The 25,100-nt window shown below is 61.4% G+C and carries 22 protein-coding genes; 15 read left to right on the top strand and 7 right to left on the bottom strand.

What is annotated here, in order from left to right:
* Window positions 1-120 precede the first annotated feature (120 nt).
* The 9 genes from BLW50_RS12800 (at window position 121) to BLW50_RS12760 (ending at window position 10,870) form a co-directional block, all read left to right on the top strand.
* Window positions 121-1,068, top strand: a complete 948-nt coding sequence (locus BLW50_RS12800) for a winged helix-turn-helix transcriptional regulator (protein ID WP_210186077.1) — start codon at window positions 121-123, stop codon at window positions 1,066-1,068.
* Between the two features lie 156 nt (window positions 1,069-1,224).
* Window positions 1,225-2,172 (top strand): DUF1295 domain-containing protein, encoded by a 948-nt coding sequence (locus BLW50_RS12795; RefSeq protein ID WP_210186076.1) that lies wholly within the window; start codon window positions 1,225-1,227, stop codon window positions 2,170-2,172.
* A gap of 116 nt (window positions 2,173-2,288) precedes the next feature.
* Window positions 2,289-3,716, top strand: coding sequence for a carotenoid oxygenase family protein (locus BLW50_RS12790; RefSeq protein ID WP_090702738.1), 1,428 nt, complete (start codon window positions 2,289-2,291; stop codon window positions 3,714-3,716).
* A 7-nt stretch (window positions 3,717-3,723) separates the two neighbouring features.
* On the top strand, window positions 3,724-4,902 hold the full coding sequence (locus BLW50_RS12785) for an acetyl-CoA C-acyltransferase (protein ID WP_090702734.1): 1,179 nt from the start codon (window positions 3,724-3,726) through the stop codon (window positions 4,900-4,902).
* Window positions 4,899-6,662 (top strand): phenylacetic acid degradation protein PaaN, encoded by a 1,764-nt coding sequence (gene paaN / locus BLW50_RS12780; protein WP_244544229.1) that lies wholly within the window; start codon window positions 4,899-4,901, stop codon window positions 6,660-6,662. Before BLW50_RS12785 ends, paaN begins: the two co-directional genes overlap by 4 nt.
* Window positions 6,659-8,371 carry a class I adenylate-forming enzyme family protein gene (locus BLW50_RS12775; protein ID WP_090702730.1) on the top strand — a complete coding sequence of 571 codons (1,713 nt, stop codon included), beginning with the start codon at window positions 6,659-6,661 and terminating at the stop codon, window positions 8,369-8,371. The genes paaN and BLW50_RS12775 overlap by 4 nt, the downstream gene beginning before the upstream one ends.
* A complete protein-coding gene (locus BLW50_RS12770) occupies window positions 8,368-9,324 on the top strand; it encodes an NAD(P)H-dependent flavin oxidoreductase (RefSeq protein WP_090702727.1) in 957 nt (318 codons plus the stop codon). The genes BLW50_RS12775 and BLW50_RS12770 overlap by 4 nt, the downstream gene beginning before the upstream one ends.
* Window positions 9,324-9,803, top strand: a complete 480-nt coding sequence (locus BLW50_RS12765) for a PaaI family thioesterase (RefSeq protein ID WP_090702723.1) — start codon at window positions 9,324-9,326, stop codon at window positions 9,801-9,803. Before BLW50_RS12770 ends, BLW50_RS12765 begins: the two co-directional genes overlap by 1 nt.
* Window positions 9,804-9,823: 20 nt before the next feature.
* Window positions 9,824-10,870: an NAD(P)H-dependent amine dehydrogenase family protein gene (locus BLW50_RS12760; protein ID WP_090702719.1), complete on the top strand. Its 1,047-nt coding sequence runs from the start codon at window positions 9,824-9,826 to the stop codon at window positions 10,868-10,870.
* Between the two features lie 3 nt (window positions 10,871-10,873).
* Here BLW50_RS12760 and BLW50_RS12755 read toward each other — a convergent pair whose 3' ends face one another.
* The 4 genes from BLW50_RS12755 to BLW50_RS12740 all read right to left on the bottom strand — a co-directional run bounded on the left by BLW50_RS12755 (window position 10,874) and on the right by BLW50_RS12740 (window position 16,093).
* Window positions 10,874-11,797 carry an alpha/beta hydrolase gene (locus tag BLW50_RS12755; RefSeq protein WP_090702714.1) on the bottom strand — a complete coding sequence of 308 codons (924 nt, stop codon included), beginning with the start codon at window positions 11,795-11,797 and terminating at the stop codon, window positions 10,874-10,876.
* 269 nt (window positions 11,798-12,066) lie between these two features.
* Window positions 12,067-12,987, bottom strand: a complete 921-nt coding sequence (locus BLW50_RS12750) for an alpha/beta hydrolase (protein ID WP_090702710.1) — start codon at window positions 12,985-12,987, stop codon at window positions 12,067-12,069.
* A 153-nt stretch (window positions 12,988-13,140) separates the two neighbouring features.
* The gene (locus BLW50_RS12745) at window positions 13,141-14,412 is read right to left on the bottom strand and encodes an ABC transporter substrate-binding protein (protein ID WP_090702706.1); all 1,272 of its coding nucleotides are present in this window, start codon (window positions 14,410-14,412) and stop codon (window positions 13,141-13,143) included.
* 52 nt (window positions 14,413-14,464) lie between these two features.
* The gene (locus BLW50_RS12740) at window positions 14,465-16,093 is read right to left on the bottom strand and encodes a bifunctional 3-(3-hydroxy-phenyl)propionate/3-hydroxycinnamic acid hydroxylase MhpA (protein ID WP_170850133.1); all 1,629 of its coding nucleotides are present in this window, start codon (window positions 16,091-16,093) and stop codon (window positions 14,465-14,467) included.
* Window positions 16,094-16,273: 180 nt separating this feature from the next.
* Between BLW50_RS12740 and BLW50_RS12735 the strand changes: the two genes are divergently transcribed.
* The 4 genes from BLW50_RS12735 to BLW50_RS12720 are packed head-to-tail and all read left to right on the top strand — an operon-like array spanning window position 16,274 to window position 19,601.
* A complete protein-coding gene (locus tag BLW50_RS12735; RefSeq protein ID WP_090702696.1) occupies window positions 16,274-17,020 on the top strand; it encodes an ABC transporter ATP-binding protein in 747 nt (248 codons plus the stop codon).
* Complete coding sequence (locus tag BLW50_RS12730) at window positions 17,013-17,717, top strand: ABC transporter ATP-binding protein (protein WP_090702692.1); 705 nt, start codon at window positions 17,013-17,015, stop codon at window positions 17,715-17,717. The genes BLW50_RS12735 and BLW50_RS12730 overlap by 8 nt, the downstream gene beginning before the upstream one ends.
* A 16-nt stretch (window positions 17,718-17,733) precedes the next feature.
* Window positions 17,734-18,597, top strand: coding sequence for a branched-chain amino acid ABC transporter permease (locus BLW50_RS12725; RefSeq protein WP_090702687.1), 864 nt, complete (start codon window positions 17,734-17,736; stop codon window positions 18,595-18,597).
* A 5-nt stretch (window positions 18,598-18,602) separates the two neighbouring features.
* Window positions 18,603-19,601: a branched-chain amino acid ABC transporter permease gene (locus tag BLW50_RS12720; RefSeq protein WP_090702684.1), complete on the top strand. Its 999-nt coding sequence runs from the start codon at window positions 18,603-18,605 to the stop codon at window positions 19,599-19,601.
* Between the two features lies 1 nt (window position 19,602).
* Here BLW50_RS12720 and BLW50_RS12715 read toward each other — a convergent pair whose 3' ends face one another.
* The 3 genes from BLW50_RS12715 to BLW50_RS12705 all read right to left on the bottom strand — a co-directional run bounded on the left by BLW50_RS12715 (window position 19,603) and on the right by BLW50_RS12705 (window position 22,789).
* Window positions 19,603-20,574: a Bug family tripartite tricarboxylate transporter substrate binding protein gene (locus BLW50_RS12715; protein WP_210186075.1), complete on the bottom strand. Its 972-nt coding sequence runs from the start codon at window positions 20,572-20,574 to the stop codon at window positions 19,603-19,605.
* Window positions 20,575-20,579: 5 nt separating this feature from the next.
* Complete coding sequence (locus BLW50_RS12710) at window positions 20,580-21,440, bottom strand: VOC family protein (RefSeq protein ID WP_170850132.1); 861 nt, start codon at window positions 21,438-21,440, stop codon at window positions 20,580-20,582.
* Between the two features lie 155 nt (window positions 21,441-21,595).
* Window positions 21,596-22,789 carry a LuxR C-terminal-related transcriptional regulator gene (locus tag BLW50_RS12705; RefSeq protein WP_090702679.1) on the bottom strand — a complete coding sequence of 398 codons (1,194 nt, stop codon included), beginning with the start codon at window positions 22,787-22,789 and terminating at the stop codon, window positions 21,596-21,598.
* Between the two features lie 312 nt (window positions 22,790-23,101).
* On the opposite strand from BLW50_RS12705, the gene dusA reads away from it, so the two are divergent.
* Both dusA and BLW50_RS12695 read left to right on the top strand, forming a co-directional pair.
* Window positions 23,102-24,109 carry a tRNA dihydrouridine(20/20a) synthase DusA gene (dusA, locus tag BLW50_RS12700; RefSeq protein ID WP_170850131.1) on the top strand — a complete coding sequence of 336 codons (1,008 nt, stop codon included), beginning with the start codon at window positions 23,102-23,104 and terminating at the stop codon, window positions 24,107-24,109.
* A 155-nt stretch (window positions 24,110-24,264) separates the two neighbouring features.
* Window positions 24,265-25,095, top strand: coding sequence for a sulfite exporter TauE/SafE family protein (locus BLW50_RS12695; protein WP_090709075.1), 831 nt, complete (start codon window positions 24,265-24,267; stop codon window positions 25,093-25,095).
* Window positions 25,096-25,100 lie beyond the last annotated feature (5 nt).

Here is a 25,100-nt window from a genome sequence, read left to right as displayed (position 1 = left end):
GTTCCCGCTGATTATGTGCATTTGATTTGCGTGGCGGCCGCGACAGGAGCGGCGCCTTTGGCCATCATCGCGTCGCTTGCCCAGTCGCTTGTCTTGAACCCACGGAGCGGAACCGAAATCGTGGATCAGAATTTGATAGATGCGATTTTGGGCAATCCCGTCGCGCGCGCCTTCGCCATCATGGGCGATACCTGGACGCAACTGATCCTGCGCGATGCCTTCTTCGGTGTGCATCGTTTCTCTGATTGGCGCGACAATCTCGGCCTGCCGCGCAGTGTTCTGTCCGATCGCCTGACGCGGCTTGTCTCCGCCGGCCTGCTGGAACTGCGCACCCGGGAAGGCGGCGTGCGCACCGAATATGGTCTCACCGCCATGGGGCTCGATCTGTTCGGCATCTCGGTGATGCAAGGGCAGTGGGATCGACTTTATGCGCCCGAGCCGTTGCGCAACCGCTATGCGCTGGCATTCTTTGATCGAGAGACCGGCAAGCGCGTCCACTTCGATGTGCTTGATCGCGCCCATGGCAAGCCGGTCGATCCGCGCCGCATCACCTATGAACGTGGTCCTGGCATTGAGGAGCGGCGTCTGCCCGTCAGCTCGCGGCGGCGGCGATTGGAAACCGGCCGTGGCGAAGCGCCGATTGAGCGTTCGGTCGAGATCATCGGCGATTATTGGAGCGCGGCGATTCTGTCGGCGGCTTTCTTTCGCCTGCGCCGCTTCGACCAGTTCACGCAGGTGTTGAATATTTCTTCGAACATTCTCACCGAGCGTCTGAACAGGTTTGTCGCCAACGGCATTTTCGAGAAACATCCGTATCAAGACGGGCCGATCCGTTTCGAATATCGGCTGACGCCCGCGGGCCTTGGTCTTTATCCAATTATTCTGGCGCTCTTCGGCTGGAGCGAGCGCTGGCTGTGTGACTTCAACAACCCGCCGATGAAGCTGCTTGATCGCGAAACCGGTGAGCGCATTACGCCGATCGTCTGCGATGTCGCCACAGGCCTGCCGGTCGACGCCAAGCGCATTCGCTGGCAACGCGAAGAGACGCGCATCGCGGCGCGCCGCTGACGGATCGTATTCAAACCTGCGCAAAACCATCCCTCCCAGGGGCTCGCATGCGATAGCTTGCATTAACGGACTAATTTTGCAAGTCTCCCGCGCACGGTTCTGCTGACGGTGGAGTGACGCGGCAGGATAACGCTGATCCGAGTGGGGAGGATTGCCGTGAGCTTGATTGCACAGATGCTGATTGGCTGGTGCGTCATCGCCGCTATCTGGCTTTTGGTCATGCCGAAGGAGACGCGCGGCAAAGCTTGGCACTATGTCCATGCCGCAGTGCCGCTGGTCATCCTCCTAATCACGCTCAGTCTCGGTGAAGGGCCATTGCGCGGTGTGTTCAGCGTCTGGTTGACCGCCGGCATTGTCATTCTACTCGGCTTGATCGTGACTTGGGCGATCGGCACCGCTCTGCGCAATCACGGCATCATGGATGTGGCCTATCCGCTGCTGCCCTTCGCCGCCGCCTGTTTCATGGCCTATCTGTTTCGCGCCAATTTCACCTGGTGGTCGGCGTTGCTGGTGGCGATGGCCGCTGCGTGGTCGCTGCGTCTCGCCTTCCAGACGTTTCACGACAATATCGGTGCGGAGCGCGAGCCCTATGCCACCTGGCGTAAGCGGAACGGTAGTGCTTGGCTGTGGTGGAGCTTTTTCCAGATCCATCTGCTGCAAGGCGTTCTGATCTGGATTTGGTGCGCGCCCTTCGCCTTTGCCTTCGGCGCGCCGAGCCCGCAGCCTTCCTGGATTGCTGTTGTCGGTTTTCTCGTTTGGCTGACAGGATTTCTGTTTCAATCTCTTGCCGATCTTCAGCTGCGTCGCTTCAAGAACAATCCTGCCAATCGCGGCGGCCTGCTTGAGACAGGCGTGTGGAACGTAATGCGGCAGCCGAATTACTTCGGCGAATCCGTCATGTGGTGGGGCTATTTTATTTTTGCTCTCGCCCATCCCTATGGCCTGATGGCCATCGTCTGCCCGATCTATGTCACCTGGTTCATGGGCTATGGCTCGGCTGGGCGGTTCAAGGAAATGCATATGAGTCGCACCCGGCCGGAAACCTGGGCGAAATATGTCGCCCGCACTCCACGGTTCTTTCCCTGGCCTCGGCCGGCCAAATAGCTCTCGCGAAATAGCTCGTGCGGACGGGCTATTTAGTAGCTTGCGTTAACAGACCAAGCGTGCTTACCTGAGATAACGAGCCAGGGATGGGGCCTGGATGACGGAGGAGGAATGAGATGGCGGAACTGGGTCACAACTCGGACAACGTCAACGCACGCAATCCTTACATTCAGGGCTTCTTTGCGCCGGTCAGTGATGAGGTGACGGTGCTGTCGCCGAAAGTCATCGGCGAAATCCCCCGCGATCTACACGGCGCCTATGTGCGCAACGGGCCGAACCCGACGCATATGCCAACCGATCTGCACCATTGGTTCGATGGTGACGGCATGTTGCACGCCGTCTATTTCGAGAGCGGCAAGGCCGAATATCGCAATCGCTATATCCGTTCCAAGGATCACGTGGCTGATCTGAATGGCAGCTGCGGCGCAAGCGGCGTTTTGCTGCCGGCCCATCGCGAGCGTGGCGAGAAAGTTTACAAGGATACGGCCAATACCGATGTGGTCATCCACAACGGTCAGTTGATGGGCCTGTGGTACATCTCCGGCACGCCGGTGCGCGTCGATCCGCGCACGCTCGAAACCATTGGTGACGAGAACTTTGGTGGCAAGCTGCCGCGTCATGTCTCGGCCCATTCCAAGGTCGATAATGTCACCGGCGAATTCGCATTTTTCGACTATTCGCTCTACGAGCCCTGGATGAGTTTCGGCGTTGTCAGCAAAGACAATGTGCTGACCAATTTCGATCGTGTCGAACTGCCAGGCCCGCGTCTGCCCCACGACATGGGGCTGACCGAAAACTACATCATCCTGCATGATCTGCCGATCGTCTTCACCGAACAGGGGTTGCGACAGAATCTGTGGCGCATTCAGCAGCGTAACCAGCCCGCCCGCTTCGGCGTGGTGCCGCGCAATGGCCGTGGTGGCGATATTCGCTGGTTCGAGACCGACCCCTGTTACATCTACCATGTCATCAACAGCTGGGAAGATGGCGACGATGTCGTCATGCAGGCCTGCAAAATGGTGCCGCATGGCTATGGCCCGAACGCCGCCTATGGCGACTATGCGGCCATGGTGGCGGTGCTGAAGCTGCATGCGGTTCCGGTCGAATGGCGCATGAACATGCGCACCGGCGCGGTCAAGTTCCGCCAGCTTGATGATGCCTTTGGCGAATTCCCGGCGATCAACCAGGATTATTCCGGCCGCAAGTCGAAGTGGTCCTATCACGTGTCGATGGCGCCGAGCGAACTGCTGCTGTTCGACGGTCTACACAAATACAATCTCGAGACCGGTGCGCGGCAGAGCTACAAGTTCGAAGCGGGCTGGACCGGGTCGGAAGCCGCTTTTGCGCCACGCATCGGCGCCAAGGATGAGGACGACGGCTATGTCGTCACCTTCGTCCAGGCGGCTGATCGCAGCCATTCGGAAGTGCAGATCATCGACGCCAAGAATTTCGAGGATGGGCCAATCGCCCGCGTGGTCCTCCCGGTTCGCGTGCCCTCGGGCTTCCATGCGACCTGGGCGCGTGGCGACCAGATGACAGCGTGAGGGCTTGATGGACGCCTTTATCTATGACGCGCTGCGCACGCCGCGCGGCAAGGCGCGGCCCGACGGCGGGCTTGCTGCCATTGCGCCGCATGAACTCGTCAAGCAATTGGTTGATGGCCTTGAAGTGCGTGTTCCCGGTGCGCGGCAGAGCACCGAGGCTTTGCTGCTCGGCTGCGTCGGCCAGATCGGCGCGCAGGGCGGCAATATCGCTTTGATCTCCAAATTGCATGCGGGCTTGCCCGATGGCGCCAGCGCCCAGGTGATCAATAACTATTGCGTCTCGGGCCTGAGTGCGATCGGCCAGGCGGCGGCTTTCGTCGCGGCCGGCGCAACGCCGGTGGCGATGGCGGGCGGCGTCGAGTGCATGTCGCGCGTCACCTTCATGGCCGACAGGGCTGACTATTACACCGACATGAATTTTCCAGCCCGCACCCGCTATGTGCCAGTGGCGCTCGCCGCCGATCGGCTGGCGGCGGCGGAGAACATTTCGCGCGCCGACCTCGATGCCGCAGCCTTGCGTTCCAATCAGCTGGCAGGGGCAGGGGAGGGCGATCCGGCGCTGATCAAGTCACGCATCGTCGTCAAGGATGCGCAAGGCGCGGCAGTGCTGGCGCGCGATGAATGCGTGCGGCCGCAGACGACGCTGGAAAGCCTGGCGGCTATGCAGCCGGCCTTCGGCCCTGTGGCGGACGCCTATCGCGCGGCACTGGAAGGCGAGGTGCTCGACCATCGCCATACCATCGCTCATGCGCCGCCAATGTGTGACGCGGCGGCGCTGGCCTTGGTCGCGGGTCGCGATGCCTTCGATGCGACGCCGCGCGCGCGCGTGGTCGCCTGGGCCGATGCCGGCGGCGATCCCCATGTTTCGCTGCTGGCGGGTTTCGCGGCGATGGATAAAGCGCTGGCACGGGCCAAACTGTCGCTCAAGGACATGGACCGCATTGAGTTCATGGAAGCCTTCGGCGTCACCATCGTCAAATTCTTGCGCGATTACGATGTCGATCCGGACAAGGTGAATATCGCCGGTGGGCATATGTCGCGCGGCCATCCGCTCGGGGCGAGCGGGGCGATCCTTTTGTCTTCGCTCCTCGATAATCTCGACGCCGCGAAGGGACGCTATGGCCTCGTGGTCACCACCGGCGCCTCGGGTGTCGGTTCAGCCATGGTTGTCGAACGTCTGACTTGAAGCCAACGGAAGGCGCCACCGTGGACGTGCAGACCCATAAGGCCGCTTTCGAGGCTGTGATGGAACGCCACGCGCCGACGATGGCGGCGGCGATCGCGGCTGTTCAAACGCGGCGCAGCTGGAGCCCTTATAAGGACTCGCCGAGTTCGAAGATCCACGGCGCGGAAAAGCCGGAGGCCGGCCGCAAGGCTTTTGAAGCGCAACGCGGCCGTTCCTTCGCCTTGGATCAACCAGGCATCACCGGTCGCGTCGGGCACGAGGTCTCGCCCTATACGGGGGAGGCGCTTGGCATCGATTACCCACAAAGCACCCCCGCAGCCCTGATCGCTGCCGCCCAAGTGGCGATGGAGGACTGGCGGGAAGTCTCGCCGCAGGCGCGCATTGCCCTGTGCTGCGAGATGAGCCAGCGGCTTTACGACCGCAATTTCGAAATGGCGCATAGCGTCATGCATGTCACCGGCCAGAGCTATACCCAGGCCTTCAGCGGCAGCGGGCCGAATGCGCTCGATCGTGGCATCGAGGCTTTGGCCTATGCGGCGAAAGCCATGGCCGATGTGCCTGAAAGCGCTGTCTGGCGCCGCACCTTCGGCCGCGAGGATGTCGCGCTGGAAAAGACCTACACGCTGATGCCGCGCGGCATCGGCCTCGTCATCTGCTGCGCCTCGTTTCCGACGTGGAACGCTTATCCGGCGATGTTCGCCAGCCTGTCCACGGGCAATGCGGTCATCGTCAAACCGCATCCGATTGCCATTCTGCCAATGGCGATCGTGGTCGACACCTGCCGCAAGGTCCTCGCCGACTATGGCCTTGATCCCAATCTGGTGACTTTGGCGGCGGATACGCTCGAAGCGCCGGTGGCGCAGGTCTTCATCGATCATCCGGCGATACAGATCGTCGATTTCACCGGCAGTCCGCGCTATGGCGGCCATCTTGAACGCACGGTGACAGGGAAACTCCTGTTCACCGAAACCGCCGGCGTCAATTCGGTGGTCGTTCATTCAACTGATAGTCTCGCCGAGACGGCGCGCGCCATCGCGCGTGCCACTTGTCTGTTCTCGGCCCAGATGTGCACCAGTCCGCAGACGGTCTATGTCCCCAAGAACGGTATTGCGGTGGGCGAAGGCCATGCGTCTTTCGATGATGTGAGGAAAGCCCTTGTCGCCGCCATCGATGAGATTGCCGCTGATCCAACAATGGCCGCCGGCATCATGGGCGCGATCCAGGCTCGGGCGAGCGTCGATCTCGTCAGGGCGCTTGAACAGCGTTTGCGCAACACGCCCGGCGCCCGCATCCTGCGCGCGCCGCAACCCTATGCGCATGCGGACTTCCCCAAGGCGCGCACCCTGACGCCGCTCGTCGCGGCAGTGGATGCGTCTCATCGCGCGCTCTATGCGGAAGAACATTTCGGCCCAGTGCTGTTTCTGATCGCGGCAGAGGATGGCGACGCGGCGGTGGCGGAAGCCACGGACCTGGCGCGCACCCACGGCGCGATCTCTTCCTATCTCTATGCGACAGACGAGGATTTTATCGCGCGCTCCGTCGGCGCTTATGAGCGGGCGGGCGCCAATCTGTCGATCAATCTGCAAGGCGCCATGTGGATCAATTTCGCCGCTGCTTACAGCGACTATCACGTCACCGGATTGAACCCGGCCGGCAACGCCTGCCTGGCCGATCTGGCTTTCGTCGCCGCGCGGTTTCGTATCGTGCAACGGCGGCGGCCTATAACAGCATCGGCTGCAGGGATGGACGGCACAAGATGATTTTGGTTTCGCAGGAACGGGCCAGAGAGTTCAAAGCCAAGGGCTGGTGGGATGAGCGCCGCCTGTTTGATTTGTTCGACGAGCATGTGCGCGTGCGTCCAAACGCCGAGGCCTGTATAGATCCCCCCAATGTCGCTTCTATCACCGGCGAGACGCCGCAGCGGCTGACCTGGGCCACGCTCGACGATCAGGTGACGCGCCTGATGGCGGTGTTGCTCGACAGTGGCATTGTGCGGGACGATGTCGTTCTGGTGCAATTGCCCAATACGGTGGAACTGTTCGTCGTCTATCTCGCCTGTATGAAACTCGGCATTGTGGCGACACCGGTGGCGATCCAGTATCGCGAACACGAACTCACCCATGTGGCGCAAATCACAGACGCCAAACTGGTGATCACGGCGGCGCGCATCGGCAAACATCCGCATGGAGAGATGTTCGCGCGATTGGCGCCGAAACTGCCGAAGATGCAGACCATCTTCACCTATGGCGGCGCCACGGAAGGAACGCGGGATCTGCGCGCGCTGCTGGCCTCGGTGGATGTGGGAGCCCGGCAAAGGGCTCTGGCGGCCGCCAAAACGGCTGCGGTCAGCGCCGACGACATCGTCACCATCTGCTGGACCTCGGGCACCGAGGCCGCGCCCAAGGGCGTGCCGCGCAGCCACAACGAATGGTTCGTGGTTGGCGAAATGGTCATCGCTGCCGCTTTCCTGCGCTCCGGCGCACGGCTGCTGAATCCGTTCCCGATGATCAACATGGCCGGCATTTCCACCGGCTTCTCGGCCTGGTTGGTGCTGGGCGCCACCATGGTTCAGCATCAGCCGTTCGATCTCGACGTCTTCCTGCAGCAGATCCGCGACGAGAAGATTGAATATACGGTGGCGCCGCCAGCCATCCTCAATCGGCTGCTGCATAACGAACAGCTTCTCACCGGCATCGATTTCAACATTCTGTCGCGTCTCGGCTCAGGCTCCGCGCCGCTGTCGGAATGGATGGTGCGCACCTGGCATGAGCGCTATGGTGTCGAGGTCATCAATTATTTTGGCTCCAACGAAGGCGCGTCTTTCGCCGGCACCCTGGCTGATATTCCCGATCCGGCTGAGCGGGCGGTGTTCTTTCCGCGTTTCGCGCCGCAGTTCAAATGGGATTTCGCCTATGCCGATCGCGTCGCGACGCGGCTGGTCGATCCCGTCACGGAAGAGGAAATCACGGAGATCGGCGGCCTCGGGGAATTGCGCGTCAAGGGTGCGCCGATCTTCTCGGGCTATTGGCGTTCGGCCGAGCAGAATGCCCGGGCCTTCGATGCTGAGGGTTGGTATCGCACCGGCGATCTCTTTGAGCTTGCCGGCGACCGCGGCCAGTTCTTCCGCTTCATGGGGCGGCTGAAGGACATCATCATTCGCGGCGGCATGAACATTTCCGCCGAGGAGCTGGAAGGCCACCTCGCCGGTCATCCGAAGGTTGCCGAGGTGGCGATCGTCGGCATTCCAGACCAGATCTTGGGCGAGCGCATTTGCGCCTGTGTCGCGCCGCGTGCCGGCGAAACGCTGACGCTCGAAGACGTCAACCGTTTCCTGCTCAATGACAAGCAGGTCGCGATCTATAAGCAGATCGAAAGGCTCGAACTCTTCCCGGCGCTGCCGCGCAATCCGGTCGGCAAGCTCCTCAAGCGCGAATTGCGCGCCAAACTCGCCAGCGAGACAGCCTCATGAGCAAATCCTTTCCCTTCCAACTCAGACTGCCGGTCTTCGCCGCGCCGATGTTCCTGGTCTCCGGCGTCGATCTCGTGGTCGCCGCCTGCCGCGCTGGCGTCATCGGTTCGTTTCCCAGCTCGAACTGTCGGACGGTGGAGCAGCTCGATCAATGGATCGTCAGCATCAAGGAACAATTGGGCGCGGCGAATGGCGCGCGCCCCGTGGCGCCATGGGCGCTGAATCTGATCACTCATTCCACCAATGCGCGCTTGAAGGACGAGCTTGAACTCGTCGCCCGTCACAAGCCGCCCATCGTCATCACCGCGCTTGGGTCGCCGCTGCCGGTGATGGACGTGGTCAAAAGCTACGGCGGCATCGTCATCGGCGATGTGGTCGACATCCGCCTGGCGCGCAAAGCGGTGCAGGCCGGTGTCGATGGGCTGGCGTGCATCTGCGCTGGAGCAGGGGGCCACACCGGCCACCTCTCGCCCTTCTCTTTTGTTTCGGCGGTGCGCGAATTTTTCGATGGCTTTGTCGTCGTCGGCGGCGGCATCACCGATGGCGCGGGCCTTGCGGGCGCGATCGCGGCGGGCGCCGATTTCGCTTATCTGGGCACCCGCTTCCTGGCGGCGCGCGAGAGCATGGCGGTCGATGCCTATAAGCAGATGGTGGTTGATTGCGGACCGGATGATCTCGTCATCACGTCGGCGGTCAGCGGCACGCCGGCCTCCTGGCTGAAGCCGAGCCTCTTGGCCTGCGGCATCGATCCGAGCGCACCGGCGGGCGCGCCTCCGCGCAGCTACACAACCGGCGAAAGCTCGCTCAAGCGCTGGCGCGACACCTGGGCCGCCGGTCAGGGCATCGCCAAGGTGCGTGGCATCGAGCCGGTGGAGGAGATCGTCGATCGTCTCGATACCGAATATGCCGCCGCCGTCGATCGCTTCCGTGCCCACACCTACGAGCCGGCGTGATGGATGATCATACGCGTCTGCCCGCCTTCCATTTCGATCGCACCAAGAGCGGGCTTGAAGTGGCGCAGAGCTGGATCGAGCAGGGCTATGTGTCCGGCTTCAGCGGCGCGCTGCGCGTCAAGCCGGTCTGGGCGGAGCGGGGCGCGGCACGTTTCACCTGCGCTGTCGAAAGCCGGCATTCCAATTTCGTCGGTTTGGTTCACGGTGGTGTCGCAGCGGCCTTGGTCGACATGGCGGCTGGTACAGCCGCGATGACCCTCATCGCGCCGGGCGAGACCATTCTCACCGTCGATCTCTCGGTGCGCTATCTCAATCCGGCGCCGCTCGACGTCGAGGAACTGATCGCCCATGCCATCGTGAGCTATCACGATCGCCGTAAGGCGATCTGTGATGTCAAGGTTACGGATCCCAAAGGACATCTCATCGTTCTGGGCGGCGCTCATATCGCGCTTCGCCCAGCCGCGAAGGCCAAACCTTAAAGCAATAGAGGGAGACCGCGATGCGCAAGGTCGTGCAATGGGCCACGGGTTCGGTTGGCAGAACAGCTTTGCGGCGCATCATCGACCACCCCGATCTACAGCTCGTCGGGCTCTTGGTGCATGATCCCAAGAAGGTCGGCCTGGATGCCGGCGACATCGCCAAGCGGCCGAAGACCGGCATTCTCGCCACCGACAGTTTCGAGGAGATATTGGCGCTCGATGCCGACGTGGTGATCGACGCCTCGCTAATCAGCGTCCCCTACGAGAAGCAGAACGACAAGATCGCGAAACTACTGGCGAGCGGCAAGAATGTCATTTCGCCGAACGGTTTCTTCCTGCCGGATGTGCAGGGCGAGGCCTATGCCGGCCCGCTGCGTGCCGCCGCGCTCTCAGGGCAAGCGACGCTTGCGGGCATCGGCTTCAACCCCGGTTTCATCGCTGAGCGATTGGCGGTGATGGTGACGGGCTTGGTCGCCAAGCTCGATGCTATTCGTTGTTTCGAAGTGGTCGACGCCTCGCCTTCGCCCTCACCCGGCCTGATCTTCGATGTCATGGGCTTTGGCGCTGATCCGGCCAAGATGGATGTCACCAAGGGGCCGATCGCCAAACTGTATAATATCTATTTCGCTGAGACGCTGACCTATGTGGCGGAAGCCCTTGGTACGAGCCTTGCGACGATGACGCCGGACCACGAAGTGACTTTGGCGCCGCACGATATTCCCGTCAAAGTCGGCGTGTTGCCGCGCGGCACCGTGGCGGCCACCACCTGGCGCTGGCAAGCGACCTTCGCCAACGGTGTGAAGATGACCCATTCGATCCTGTGGACCTCGTCGCCGGCCCTGCATGGCGAGACCGATGAGGCCCATTGGCGCATTGAAATCGACGGCCGCCCCAATGTGCGCCTGTCGCTGGCGCTAACCGATCCAGATCCCGCCGCGCCGCTGTCGCGTCCGACGATGGATGCGACAGCCGCCTTGATGATCCGCGCTATTCCCGAAGTCTGCGACGCCGCACCCGGTTTCTTCCGCCTGCCGGTTCTGGCGCCTTACGCGACGCGGCTGGGATAAGGCTTAGCCCTTCATCAGTTTCAGAACCGCCTTCGACAGATCGGTGCCGGCATTGTTCAAATCTTGCGGTACTTCGAAGTGGTTTTTACCGGTCACCACCATATGGCTGGAGAGACGGTTCATGCCGGCCAGAACGTCCGCGAATACATGGGCCTGGCGCTGAAATTCCGGTGATTCCTTGTCGCCGTTGACGACCATGACCGGGAAGGTGATTTGATCCATGTGACGCAGCGGGCTGAGGTCACTGACTTCCTCCGGCGAGAGTTTTACATAAGAGCTGCGTTGCGACAGCATCACTGGATAGAGTTCGTACATGCCGCTCATAGCCACGGCCCCTTTGAGCAAATTGGCTGGGCCGCCCCGTTTCGTCCAATCAGTGGTGGCAACAACGGCACATAAGTGCCCACCGGACGAACGGCCGGCGACAAAGATGCGATTGGGGTCGCCGCCGAAACGAGCGATGTTCTTATAAACCCACAGCATGGCGGCGCGGCATTGCTGCGCTATTTCGGGAAGGCGTACGGCCGGGATAGCACCGAAATTGAGCGCGATGAAAATACAGCCATTGTCGACGAAAGTTGGTGCCGGACCTGACGTGTCGTCCTTGGAGAGGGAGCGCCAGGCGCCGCCATGGATGAAGACCATGACAGGCAAGTCTTGGGCGCCCTGCGGTGCAAAGATGTCGAGATTCTCTACCTCGCTGTCGCCATAACGTTCCGTTTTCGGCGGATATTTCTTGCGTACTTCAGCGCTATCGGTTGCATAGCGAGCAACCATCTCTCGGGCATTCGGCGCCCATTTTGTTTGGTCATAGGCATCGTCAACGGCTTTCTGATCGTAGCCAAGAAATACCTCTCCCGCGCCCCAAGCCCGGGTCGACATGGCCAAAGAAGTTCCGAGCATCAGATTGAAACGGCGACGGTCCATAGATGATTCCTCCCATCTGAAATTTGTTTAGCGAGCAACGCTTACAAATTGAGGGAGTGCTCACAAGAGTCAGGCAGCCTATGGATTTATAATCGATAGCATCTGAAGACGCGTTCGAATTGGCCGCGATAGTGCAGGGCTCTGCGCATACGGTTCAGCTCCGCGCCGATTGTGGGCTGCTCGATCCAAACAGAAACGCTGCATTGCATCCTGTTATGGATGCGATGCAGCGCCAATACGACATCCTTGCTCGATCTTGGTAGAGCTAATCACCCCTTCATCAGCTTCAATACCGCCTTCGACACTTCGGTGTCGGCTTTGTTCAACTCTTCCGGCACTTCGAAATGGTTGCGGCCGGGTAGCACGATGTTGCCGGCGAGCTTGCCCATGCCGGCCATCGCAGTGGCGAATTCGCGCGAATGGCGCTGGAATTCCGGCGTCTCCTTGTCGCCATGCACGACGATAACGGGAAAGGTCACGTGGTCGAGATGGCGCATCGGGCTCAGCGCCACCACTTCTTCCGGAGAGATCTTCACATAGGAACTGCGTTGCGACAGCATCACCGGGTAAAGGTCAAACATGCCGCTCATCGGCACGGCGCCTTTCAGGAGATCGGCCGGCCCGCCGAGTTTCGCCCAATCGGTGGTGGCGACAACGCCGCAGAGATGGCCGCCGGACGAATGGCCTGAGACGAAGATGCGGTTGGGATCGCCACCGAAACGCGCAATGTTCTTTTGCACCCACAGCATCGCCGTGCGGCATTGCTGCGCCATATCGGGAAGGCGCACCGCCGGAATGACGGCGAAGTTGAGGGCGACATAGATGCAGCCGTTGTCGACGAAGGTCGGCGCCGGCGCCGAGGCGTCGTCCTTGGTCAGCACGCGCCACGCGCCACCATGGATGAAGACCATCACCGGCAGGTCCTTCGCGCCCTGCGGCGCGAAAATGTCGAGTGTCTCTACGTCGGTCGGACCAAAGCGCTCCGTCTTCGGCGGATATTTCCGCCGCACGGCGGCGCTGTCGGTGGCGTAGCGAGCGATCACCTCCTTGGAGTTTGGCGCCCATTTGGCCTGATCATAGGCATCGTCGAGTTCCTGCTGGCTGTAATTGAGGAAAACGCCGGCCGCTGAAGCCTGAGTGGACATGGCGATGGTGGCTCCGAGCACAAGATTGAAACGACGACGATCCATGGGGCGATCCTGACGTCTGAGGGAGACAAATCTGTCGTTGAGGAAGCTCCCAGATCGACAGTGGCGGTGCAAGGCCGGGCGGGTTCTAAATATATATGACGAAAGGCCGCAGACGTGGGTCCGCGGCCTTGCTAAATTGAATGTTGGAATCGATCAGAGCGCCTTGAAGGCCGCCTGAACCGGGATCTCCGGCGCCGTCTTGTTCTCGCAGACGATCAGATCGAACTTGCCGTCGCCTCTGGCGAGCCACTGCCCGCCAACCAGCGGCGTCGCGCAGGCATTCTTGACCGGCCCGTTTTTCCAGCTGACCGGCCCGACGACGGATTTATAGTCGGTGGCGACGATGGCGTCGCGGATCGCGGCCGGTTTCGTCGGATCGCCGCAGCGCTTCAACACGTCGATCGCGACTTCGAGCAGCGCGTGCTTGTAGCCGGTCGGCTGCACCCATTGGCGGCCGGTCGCGGCGGTATAGCCCTCGGCCAATGCCTTCGAGCTTTCGCCGGTGAGGCCGGAGACATACGGGTGGTTGGGTGACCACCAGACTTCGCTCGACACGCCATTGCCATTGGCGCCAAGCGATTCCACCGAAGTCGGGAACAGCAGCGCCTTGGCGATGGTTGCGGCTTTCGGACGAAAGCCTTTCTGCGCCGCCTGGGTCCAGAACGTGGTGAAATCCGGCGGCAGGAAAATGCCGGTGACGATATCGACGCCGGCATCTTTCAACTTGCCGATCTGCGCCGAAAAGTCGTCCGATAGCGGCTGGTGAAAGCCGGCATCGACCAGTTCATAGCCGCGCTTGGCGAACAGTGGCGGCAGACCGGTCTTGGCGTTGGAGAGCGGCACGCCATCGCTGTCATTCGACCACAGCACGCCAACCTTTTTATTGGTGGCGAGCTGATCCCACAATGAGGTGTAGGAATCGACGATCTGCTGCGCGCCCCAGAAGAAATGATAGGTCCAGTTGAAGCCCTTCGCCGGATTGCCGCCACGGCCGAAGAAATAGCCGTCCCATGGTGTGTCGGTGGTGATGCAGGGCACTTCGTTCAGCTCGCACTGATCGGCGACCGGATTGGTCGTGTCGGCCGTGCTCGAGGCCAACATCAGATCGACCTTGTCGTCGAGGATCAGCTGCGAGGCGACTTCGGCGGCGCGGTTGGGATTCGACTGGCTGTCGCGGACGATAATCTGCACCGGATAGGTCTTGCCACCGATGGTGACGCCGTTGGCAATGGCCTTGCGCACGCCGGCCAAGACATACTCATCCGACGCGCCGAAGGCGGCGATCGGTCCGGTCGTCGGGCTGATGAAACCGAGCTTGATCGGCTTGGCCTGCGCCAGGGCAGGACGTAGAACCGCCGGCATGGCGAGCGTCGCTGTTGCCATCGTGCCGCTACGCAGCACGCCTCTTCGTGTCAGTCTGCTCATGCTGTTCCCTCCGTCAGACGAAAGCGAAAGTCTAAACGCGGCGACGCGCCGCTCAAGCCGAGATTTCTTGGCGGTCCACCGAAGCCAGATTGACGGCCTGCGCTTGCGCACCGAAGGCTGAGATCATGGCTTCCAGGCGTTGGGCATCGGCGGCGGCGCCAAACAGATAGAAATCGGGCCGCACCAGGAGAGCCTTGATGCCATGCGCTTCCATAAAGCGTTGGAACTGGCCTTGCGTATCGCCAATCTCCGTATCGCTCGCCTTACGACGATCCGCGACGGTGACGACCTGAACGCCCTGCTTTTCGAGAATGGCCCAGGCACCGGCGCTGAGATCGGTGGCGGCGAGCCCATTCGACAGGATCAAGGTAAAACCCGTCTCGACGAAATGGTCGAACCGTTCCGTGCGGCCCTGGTGGCGCACCGTGCCATGCGGCGACAGCTGGCCGGCAGGCGCCACCACCGCGCCCGATGCGTCACGCTCGAGAAAGCCATCGGTGAGAATGGGGAAGGGCGCTGGCTCTGGCGCATTGCCGCTCAGGAACATGGCGTCGCGTTCGGCTGCCTGTTTCTCGTCCGGCATGCAGATGATGGAGCCGAGGAAGATCGAGGTCTTGATCACGTCGGTGACATGCGGGGCGCGTTCGGGCTGATAGGTGTCGAGCAGTGTGTCGGAGGCCGCGCCGCGCATCACGCGATCGAGTTTCCAGGTGAGGTTCCATACATCGCGCATACCCGAACACATGCCTTGGCCCATGAAGGGGGGCATGACGTGGGCGGCATCGCCGGCCAGCAGGATGCGGCCATCACGCCACTTATCGGCAACGAGCGAGCGGAACGAGTACAGCGTATGTCGCACCAATTCGCCCTGATCCGGTTTGATCCAATCCTCCAGCAGTTTGTAGACCTTCGCCTCCTCGACCATCTCTTCTTTGGTCTCGTGCGGCAGGCGCATGAACTCCCAGCGCCGGCAGACGCGGCCGTTCTCGATGCCGCCGGGCACGATGGTGGTGGGGCGCACCGGATTGCAGAATTGGCCGCATTCGGGAATGCCGAGATCGCGCGCGGTGAGGCCATTGTTGAGGGTGAAGTCGATGACCAACCAGTCGGCCTCGAAGCCGAGATCCTGCTGGCCGATGCCAAGGCTCTGGCGCACGAAACTGTTGGCGCCGTCGATGCCGATGGCATAGCGCGCCGTGACCTTGCGGATCTCGCCCGTCTCGGTGTCGCGCACGGTGACGGTGACCTTGTCGGCGTCCTGTTCGATCTCCACCGCTTCATGGTGCAAATGCAGATCGAGCCCCGGCCGTGCCTTGACCTCTTGATCCATCGCCCATTCGAAGCTCGGCTGATGGACGAAATTTACCTCGGTGCCGCCGGAGGTCGAACCAACCGTCCAATCGATCGCAAGCAACTCCTTCCACTCGGCGTTGAACCAGCGATAAACCGGCGCCGGCGACGTCACACGGTCGACGATGTCGCCTAAGCCCGCGGCATGAAGAATGCGGAAGATTTCATGGTCGATGCAGACCGCGCGCGGCAGCGGATAAACTTCCTTGAAGCGCTCGAAAATGCCGACCCGCCAGCCGGCCCTGTCCAGAAAGAGTGCTGAAGCTTTGCTGACCGGCCCATAGCCGATCTGGATCACGTCGTAATCGTATCGATTGGCGGACTTGTTCACAGCGCGCACCCTCCCGTGATCGCCCCACTCCCACTTGAGTTGACCATGGCACAGGGAAATGGAGTGGGCAATAAATAATATATTCTGTTGCTTATAATGTATCTTTATTCTAGCTCTTTGCCCGGGAAGGTGCTCGGCCTAGCGTCGGGTCTTGCGTTTGGACATCGGCCGGGAGGGGGCATGTCGTCGGGCGAAGTCGCGCTGGAGGTCGCAGGGCTGAGCAAAGCCTATGGCGCTTTGTCGGTGACAAAGGATGTGTCGCTGACGGTGCGCGCCGGCGAGGCCGTTGGCATCATCGGGCCGAACGGCGCCGGCAAGACGACACTGTTCAATCTTTTCACTGGCATCATCAGGGCCGATGCAGGGCGCATCAGCTTTTTCGGCAAGGACATCACCACGGCGAGCGCGCGCAGCCGCTGTCATTTGGGCATCACCCGCTCCTTTCAGGTGCCGCAGCCCTTCGGCGGCATGACCGTCTTTGAGAACGCTTTGGTGGCAGCGGCCTTTGGCCAAGGCTTGTCGCAGCGCGAGGCGCGTGCGCCGGCGGCCGAGGCTTTGCAGCGCACCGGCCTGTGGCCCAAGGCCCATTTGCGCGCTGGCGAGATCACGCTGCTCGATCGCAAGCGCTTGGAACTGGCGCGCTCGATCGCGACAGCGCCGCGCCTGCTTCTGCTCGATGAGATCGCTGGTGGGCTCACCGAATCCGAATGTCATGAACTGGTGGCGCTCATCCGCAAGATCCATGCGGAAGGCACCACCATCATCTGGATCGAACATGTTTTGCATGCGCTGCTCTCGATCGTCGACCGGGTGATCGTGCTCGACTTTGGCCAGAAGATCGCCGAGGGCGATCCAGCGACGATCATGAAAAGCCCGGAAGTTTCGTCGATCTATCTCGGCCTTGATGCGGAGAGCACCCATGGCTGAACCGCTGCTGTCTCTCGATCGGTTGTCGTCGGGCTATGGCGATTTCCAGGCCCTGTTCGATCTGAGTTTTGATCTGGAACAGGGCGAGATGCTTGGCCTTGTGGGCGCCAATGGTGCCGGCAAGACCACATTGTTTCGCGCCATCATGGGGCTGCTGCCGCGTCAGCAGGACATGGTGCGGTTTCGCGGTAGCCCCATTGGCGCTTTGCCGACCAGCGATCTGGCGACGCTTGGCATTGCCATGGTGCCTGAAGGGCGTCGTCTGTTTCGCTCGCTGAGCGTCGAGGAAAACCTGCGCATCGCGGCCGACTATGGTCGCAAAGGTCATTGGACCTTACAACGCGTCTATACGCTGTTTCCCATCCTCGCCGAGAAGCGACACGCGCCAGCGCTGTCGCTCTCCGGTGGCCAGCAGCAGATGGTGGCGATCGGCCGGGCGCTGATCGCCAATCCAGATCTCATCCTCTTTGATGAGATTTCGCTGGGGCTGGCGCCGATTGTCGTCAATGAGGTCTATGCCGCTTTTCCAGCCATCCTTGCCAGCGGCGTTGGCGCCATCGTCGTCGAGCAGGATATCGCCCGCGTGCGCAGAATCGCTCAACACCTCGTCTGTATGCGCGAAGGCCGCATCGTCCTTGACGGGGCGGCGCAAGCCCTGACGCTGCAGCAATTGACCACCGCTTATTTCGGAGAGTGACAGTGGGAGCGCAACCATGAACGTGCTCGACACGCTGATCGGCGGTCTTCTGCTGGGTGGCTTGTACACGCTGTTCGCCCTTGGCCTGTCGCTGATCTTTGGCGTCATGCGGCTGGTTAATATCGCCCATGGCGATTTCATCGTTCTGGCCGCCTATATCGCTTATCTGGTCATCGGCGCGAGCGGACTGCATCCGCTGCTGGCGCTTCTCGTCGTTGTGCCAATCATGGCGGTGATCGGCTATGGGCTGCAGAAATGGGTGCTCAATCGCACCATGGGCGACGACGACGTGCTGCCGCCGCTGCTCGTGACCTTTGGCCTTGCCGTTATCATTCAGAATGGGCTCCTCGCGATCTTCACCAGCAACAGCATGCGTCTGTCTGCTGGCGAGCTGCAGACCAGCAGTCTACCGCTCGGGTCGATCCAGATCGGCCTGCTGCCGTTGTTCACCTTGCTTGTTGCTGTCGCTCTCGTTGTCGTGCTGGAATTTCTCTTTGCCCGCACCAGCATCGGCCGTGCCTTCCGCGCCACGTCGGACGATCCGCAGATTGCTTCGGCGATCGGCGTGCGCGCCAATCATATCTATGCATTGGCCATGGCGATCTCTTTCGCCACCATCGCCATCGCCAGCGTGTTTCTGGCCATGCGCTCGAATTTCGATCCCTATTCCGGGCCGGCGCGGCTGATCTACGGTTTCGAGGCGGTCATCATCGGAGGCCTCGGCAGCTTCTACGGCACCTTGGCGGGCGGCCTCGTGCTCGGCCTCGCGCAATCTTTCGGCGCGCAGATTTCGCCGAACATGCAGATTTTGGCTGGCCATCTGGTCTTCTTCATCATTCTCGCGCTGCGTCCACGCGGCCTGTTCCCGAAAGCGCCGTAAGCGACATGAGAGAACCCGCACGCCCCATCCCGGATTGGCGCCGTTTCATCGTCATATCAGCTGTTCTGGTCGTAGGGCTCGCGGCGGCGCCGCTCTGGGCCGATCGCGGTGGCCTGCGGCTGCTTGGCGAAATGTATAGCCTGCTCACTCTGGCGCTGCTGTGGAATCTGCTTGCCGGCTATGCCGGGTTGCTTTCGGTTGGCCAGCAGGCCTTCGTTGGTATTGGCGGTTATACGCTGTTCTCGGCCACCATATTCCTGGGCGTCTCGCCCTATGTCGCCATCGTGCTCGGCGCCCTTCTGGCCGCGCTCACGGCAGCGATTTTCGCGCCGCTGTTGTTTCGCCTCGAAGGCGCCTATTTCGCCATCGGCAGTTGGGTGGCGGCTGAGACGATCTATCTCGTCTTCACCATGATCCCACAACTTGGCGGCGGTGCCGGCATGTCGCTGCCAGCGGCTGTCGTGCGCGGCATCGCCGATGACAGGGCGACGCGTGAGTTCATTATCTATTGGCTGTTGCTGGCGATGAGTGCCGGTACGTTGTTGGGCGCTTATATGCTTCTGCGCTCTAAAGCCGGATTGGCGTTGACGGCTTTGCGCGATAATCCGACGGCGGCCGCGTCCTTGGGCATCGATATCTGGCGAGCGAAATTTTTCACCTATGTCGGTGTCGCTGCCGCCGTCAGTGCCGTGTCGTCGCTGATCTTTCTCCAGAAGCTGCGGATCTCGCCCGCCAGTGGCTTCAGCCTCAATGACTGGACCGTGACGATCATTTTCATCGTCGTGATCGGCGGCATCGGTCGCCTGGAGGGGGCGATCGTCGGCACCGCCGTCTATTTCATCCTACGCGAGTTCCTGGCCAATCTCGGCCCGATCTACATGATTGTCCTGGGCACGATCGCCATCATCACGATGATCTTCGCGCGTCGCGGTATCTGGGGGCTTCTGGAAGCGCGCTTCGGGTGGTCGCTGCTGCCGACCACCCGTGTGCCGCCGGACAAATAGATCATTCCACCGTTGCGCCGGAGGTGGCGATCAGCCGTTGCTTGATCGCCAGATCGGTCTTGATGAACTGAGCGAAAGCTTCAGGCGTGCTGGCGACACCGGTGAAGCCCAAACCCTCGACAAAACGCTTGTTGAAGTCGGGATCCTTCATGATGGCGGCGACGTCCTGCTGGATCTTTGCGATGATCGCGGGTGGTGTCGCGGCCGGCGCGAACAGGCCGAACCACGAAAGCGGATCAATCTCCGGATAGCCCGCTTCCGCCAAGGTCGGCACATCGGGCAAGGCGGGCAGGCGCTGCTTGCGTCCGATGGCGAGCGCCTTGAGCTGCTTGGCTTCCAACATGCCGAGCGCCGCCGGACCGCCGAGCGTCATCTGCACGTCGCCGGCGATCACCGCCTGCAAAGCAGGCGCGATGCCACGGAATGGCACTTGAATAATCTGAATGCCGGCCTGTTTCTTCAGCGCCTCGAACAGCAGATGCGGCTGGCTGCCATTGCCATAGGATGCATAGTTCAGCGCATCGGGCTTGGCTTTGGCGAGCGCCACCAGCTCTTGCAGCGTGTTGGCGGGGACTGAAGGATGCACCAGAACCATCTGGTGCAGGTCGGCGAGCTGCGTGATTGGCGCCAGATCCTTGATCGGATCGAACGACATTTTCCGGAACAGGAATGGATTACTGGTGATCGAGGAATCGCTGGTGAAGAGCAGCGTCGTGCCGTCGGCTGGCGCGCGCGCGACATATTCGCCGCCGATCATCGTGCTGGCGCCAGGCCTATTGTCGATGATGACCGATTGGCCCCATTTCCGGCCGAGACCGTCGGCTACCGCGCGGGCAAGGCCGTCGACGCCACCGCCCGCCGGATAGGGCACGATGAGGCGCACCATCTGTTTGGGAAAATCCTGCGCCATCGCAAGCGACGGCGACAGCAGCAGGCTGGCCATAAGCGGGATAAGGAAGCGGCGAGACATCATGATGATCAAACCTCGAAAACAATGGCGACGCCGCTGGCCTGTTCGGCCGGGACAATCAAGCGTTCGCCGACCTCGGCGGGAGTAAAGCCGTGTGCCAGAAGCCGCTCGCGAACGGTGCGAAGATCGGGCGCGCGAAAACTGACCGCGGCAATACTCGGCACAGGTGCAAACAACGTGCCGGGCAGTAGGGCGGGAGCATCGCGCCAGTGAATGAGCGTGAGCCGCGATCCGTGCGCGAAATCGAAACGGGCGACTGGCCCCTCGCGCGTCAGCGGCGCGCCGATATAGCATCCATAGCGGGCGCAGAAGCGATCGAGATCGTCGACGATGACAATGGTGTCGACAAGTTTGGTGCAGCCATTGGGATGAGCGATATAGCGCGGCTGATAGATATATTGCGGCGTCAGGTGGCGCGCCGCCTGGATATAGCCTTCTGGTGAATCGTTTGGCGCGAATTGCACGCGCTCGAATTTCGCCGTTTTGACGCCATCAGGTGTGTCGATGTCGCGCTGGAGCGGAATGACGCCAGAAGTTTCGATCTGGTCGGCGCGCAGCCGCTGGTCGACGGTCTGTGGGTCTTCCGTGTTGAAGCAGATGATATGGGCGCCCTGGTGTCGCGCCAGGAAGTTGGCGATGCGCGGCGCCTGCTGTTTTGGGTTTTCGCTGCCCAGGACTTCGAGGTAGTTGTCGGCGAACATGATGCAGCGGTTGCCCGAAGCCAAAGGCTTCACCGCGTCGCCGGGTTTCCAGGCCGCCGAGTGTGGCGAATAGGGCGTGAGCTGGAACCCCATGGCCTCGAAACTGGCGGTCGCCGATGCGAGATCGCGCACTGCCATGCCGACATGATTGATATGGTCGAAATCCACTTGCATTGATCCTTGGGCTTCCTCTTCTTATCCGAGGAACATCGCATTTTCAGGATCGGGGATGCAATGTGAAGGCCACAAAGACTTATAGGCAAAGGCGCTAGATTAATTGGCAGGGCATATGAACTGCGCGGTGAGAGACCTCTACGTGACATTCAACCCGGCGCGTTCTCGCCAAGCTCGCCTTGCAGAAGCAGATGGACGAGTTCGGTCTGCCGGCGCACGCCCGTCTTCTCAAAGATGCGGCTCAGATGTGTCCGCACGGTTGTCATGGAGATGCCAAGCTCGGCGGCGACCGCTTCACGTCCCCCGCCTTTGAGCACTTCCACCGCGACGTTGGCCTCCGCGTTGGTCAATCCAAAGCGCCGCCGCAGGTAGTCTTTGGTTTCCGTTGGTGTCAGATCGAGCATTGCGACGCTGGAGCCGCCTATGAAAACGGCGGCGACGGCGTCTGGTTGCAGTCTCGTGCGCAACTCGCTGCCGGTCATCGGGAGGACATGGGCGTAGAGCGGTGCAGCGGTGGTACTGGCCAAGCGGATGGCAAGGCCGGTTCTCCCGAGGGTTGTTTCATCACGCGCCGCCAGCCGAATGGCTTTGAGTAGTTCTTGCGTCGCGTCAGGCGCTGGCGCGCTGAGAACGCCACCGATGCTGCGGATTTCCGTGCCGCTCCGAAACAGCTGCTCGGCTGCGCTGTTGGCGTGGAGAATGGTGCCTTCAGTGTTGGTCAGAACGACGCCACAGCGAAGCGTATCGAGCGCCTGCGCCAAGCGCGCGCGCTCGATGGTGCTGGCGTCGAGCACATTGCTGATGGTGACGGCGCGTCGCAGATGCGGCAGCAGGAGCGTCCCGATCGCGATTTCTTTATCGGTCAAAGGGCCATGCCGCTCGTGGCGGCCGATCACCAGTTCGGAGAAATGTGTCGGCGTATACATCAGGAAATGATGCATGATGTCGACGATTCCGAGCGGCTTGAGGCAGCTCTGGACATAAGGAGAAGCCACGAGATAGTCGGCGCTGAGCTCGCGCGAGGCGACGAAGGGCTGGTCGAGGGAGGGGCCTTTGACAAACCATTCGCTCACCCGCGCATGGATTTCGGGGATGTGTTTCTGTCTTTCCTTAAGCCCGACAGGCCCCCAGCCGATGCTTTTGTCGATCAGCAAGCGGTTGTGGCGCAGGTCGTTGAGGGAGAGGATCACGGATTCGCAGGGCATCGCGGCCGCAATGTCGGCCAATGTGCGCTCCCAGCGCGACGGATCGAGGGCGCTGTCGTAGATGGATCCGATCAGGTCTGAAAGGGCCTGAGGTGAGAGCGCCCGAGCCTCAGCCCCTAAACGCTCAGACTCACTCATGACGAAACTGCCCCATGCTTCAGCGCTCCATGGCTTCTGAGGCCCGGGGATAGCAAAATCTTGCCTTGTGTAATGTGCGTATCGTCACAGGCGGCGCCCAGCCAGACAAGTGCCGCGCGATAATAAATATCGTGCGTCTCCAGTCGGATGGCCGGGGACCGGCTGACGGTTCATCACCGTATAGAGAGCCCCGGTGGCCGCACAAATGAGGGCGTGTCATAAGCCGGATATTCAACTTCCCGTTCGCTCGGGCTACATAAGACCTTGGATGGCTTGCGCGCACTGCGCGTGAAAGCGAGATAATATAGTTAAATGAGCATCTTAGATATTAGATTCTCTGTCGCCCCGATGATGGACTGGTCGGACACGCATTGTCGTTTCCTGCATCGTCTGCTGTCGCGCCGGGCGCTGCTCTATACGGAAATGGTGACCACGGGCGCGATCCTGTTCGGTCCGCGCGAGCGTCTGCTTGCCTATCATGCCGCGGAACATCCGGTGGCTTTGCAGCTTGGCGGTAGCGAGCCGGAAGCTCTGGCGCAATGCGCCCGCATCGGCGCGGACTTCGGTTATGACGAGATCAATCTCAATTGCGGCTGTCCGTCCGACCGGGTGCAGAACGGCGCATTTGGCGCTTGCCTGATGCGCGAGCCCGATCTTGTTGCGGCCTCCGTCGCGGCGATGAAGGCCGTGGTGAACATTCCCGTCACCGTCAAATGCCGGATCGGCGTCGACGATCAGGAGCCGCGCGAAGCTTTGTGGACGATGGCCGAAAAGCTGCGGGCTGCAGGCGTCGACGCGCTCATCGTGCATGCGCGCAAGGCCTGGCTGAAAGGCCTGTCGCCGAAGGAAAACCGCGACGTGCCGCCGCTCGACTATCCGCTCGTCCATGCCTTGAAGCGCGATTTTCCGGATATGCCGATCGCCATCAACGGCGGCCTGCGCAGCATGGATGTCATCAAGGCTCAGCTGGAACAGGTCGACGGCGCGATGGTCGGCCGCGAGGCCTATCAGAATCCGGGGATGTTGCTTGAGGTCGATCCGCAGCTCTTCGGCCAGGCAGCGCCTGTCACTGACGCTTTCGAGGCCGTTGTATTGATGGAGCCCTATATCGCTGATGAACTGGCGAAGGGCGCCCGTCTTTCCGACATCACCCGTCACATGCTCGGTCTCTTCGCCGGCATGCATGGCGCGCGTGCTTTCCGCCGCCATCTGGCGACGGAAGCGGTCAAGCGCGGTGCAGGCCTCGAGGTACTGCGCGCCGCTGTCGCTCTGGTGAGCCGAGACGCGAGCCGCGCCGATCAGGCCCAGGACGCGGCCTGACGACAATCTCCCGATAAATATGCCCTAAAGGCGAGCTTGGCCTTGCGCCCACTGCGGTGATGCCGCAATGGTCCCGCCCGTTGCCACGCCGCTGCTAAATCCGCCGGCAAACGAGCCTGAAAACAGGCGCGATAATAATTTGAGGACCAGGAATGATGATTTTGGGAATGCCGGTGCAGGATTTTGCCATCATGATCGCGGGCATGATCGTCGCTGGGGCGATCACCGGGCTCCTCGCTGGTGTCTTCGGCGTCGGCGGCGGGGCGGTCATCGTGCCGGTGCTCTACGAGATTTTCCGTATCCTCGGCGTGGCCGACGAAGTGCGCATGCCGCTCACCATCGGCACATCGTTGGCGATCATCATTCCCACCTCGATTGCCTCCTTCCGCAGTCACAAGGCGCGTGGGCAGGTGGATATGTCGGTGTTGCGCGTCTGGGCCGTGCCGGTGGTGCTTGGCACCATCCTTGGCGCCTTGGCGGCGCGCTGGGTGCCGTCGGGCGTGTTCAAGATCGTCTTCATCGTGGTGGCGGGTCTTTCGGCCATCCGCTTGCTCAGCGGCTTTCCCTTCCGCCTCGGCAATGATTTCCCCAAGGGCTTTCTGATGCGCGTCTATGGCTTCATCACCGGCGTGCTGTCGGCGCTGATGGGCATCGGCGGCGGCCAGATCTCCTCCATGTTCATGACGCTCTACAATCGGCCGATCCATCAGGCGATCTCGACCTCTGCCGGCATGGGCGTGCTGATCGCCATCCCCGGCGCCATCGGTTACGCCATCGCCGGCTATGACAAGCCCGGCCTGCCGCCCTTTGCCATCGGCTATGTTTCGCTAATCGGCATCGTGCTGCTGGCGCCGATCAGCGTGTTGACGGCGCCGCTGGGTGTGAAGCTTGCGCATGCCATGTCGAAGCGCACGCTGGAAATCTCTTTCGGCTTGTTCCTGCTGATCGTGTCCGCCCGCTTCGTCGTCAGCTTGGTGACGGGTTAAAGCAT

Source organism: Beijerinckia sp. 28-YEA-48 (genome assembly GCF_900104955.1).
Taxonomy (GTDB): domain Bacteria; phylum Pseudomonadota; class Alphaproteobacteria; order Rhizobiales; family Beijerinckiaceae; genus Terripilifer.
The sequence above is the reverse complement of the archived record's forward strand: the minus strand, read 5'-3'. Positions and strand labels throughout refer to the sequence as shown.

Coding starts and splice junctions, on each gene's coding strand:
- BLW50_RS12790 (WP_090702738.1), top strand. CDS start 2,289: ATGGCGGAACTGGGTCACAACTCGGACAACGTCAACGCACGCAATCCT.
- BLW50_RS12785 (WP_090702734.1), top strand. CDS start 3,724: ATGGACGCCTTTATCTATGACGCGCTGCGCACGCCGCGCGGCAAGGCG.
- BLW50_RS12775 (WP_090702730.1), top strand. CDS start 6,659: ATGATTTTGGTTTCGCAGGAACGGGCCAGAGAGTTCAAAGCCAAGGGC.
- BLW50_RS12770 (WP_090702727.1), top strand. CDS start 8,368: ATGAGCAAATCCTTTCCCTTCCAACTCAGACTGCCGGTCTTCGCCGCG.
- BLW50_RS12765 (WP_090702723.1), top strand. CDS start 9,324: ATGGATGATCATACGCGTCTGCCCGCCTTCCATTTCGATCGCACCAAG.
- BLW50_RS12760 (WP_090702719.1), top strand. CDS start 9,824: ATGCGCAAGGTCGTGCAATGGGCCACGGGTTCGGTTGGCAGAACAGCT.
- BLW50_RS12755 (WP_090702714.1), bottom strand. CDS start 11,797: ATGGACCGTCGCCGTTTCAATCTGATGCTCGGAACTTCTTTGGCCATG.
- BLW50_RS12750 (WP_090702710.1), bottom strand. CDS start 12,987: ATGGATCGTCGTCGTTTCAATCTTGTGCTCGGAGCCACCATCGCCATG.
- BLW50_RS12745 (WP_090702706.1), bottom strand. CDS start 14,412: ATGAGCAGACTGACACGAAGAGGCGTGCTGCGTAGCGGCACGATGGCA.
- BLW50_RS12735 (WP_090702696.1), top strand. CDS start 16,274: ATGTCGTCGGGCGAAGTCGCGCTGGAGGTCGCAGGGCTGAGCAAAGCC.
- BLW50_RS12730 (WP_090702692.1), top strand. CDS start 17,013: ATGGCTGAACCGCTGCTGTCTCTCGATCGGTTGTCGTCGGGCTATGGC.
- BLW50_RS12725 (WP_090702687.1), top strand. CDS start 17,734: ATGAACGTGCTCGACACGCTGATCGGCGGTCTTCTGCTGGGTGGCTTG.
- BLW50_RS12720 (WP_090702684.1), top strand. CDS start 18,603: ATGAGAGAACCCGCACGCCCCATCCCGGATTGGCGCCGTTTCATCGTC.
- BLW50_RS12715 (WP_210186075.1), bottom strand. CDS start 20,574: ATGATGTCTCGCCGCTTCCTTATCCCGCTTATGGCCAGCCTGCTGCTG.
- BLW50_RS12705 (WP_090702679.1), bottom strand. CDS start 22,789: ATGAGTGAGTCTGAGCGTTTAGGGGCTGAGGCTCGGGCGCTCTCACCT.
- dusA (WP_170850131.1), top strand. CDS start 23,102: ATGAGCATCTTAGATATTAGATTCTCTGTCGCCCCGATGATGGACTGG.
- BLW50_RS12695 (WP_090709075.1), top strand. CDS start 24,265: ATGATTTTGGGAATGCCGGTGCAGGATTTTGCCATCATGATCGCGGGC.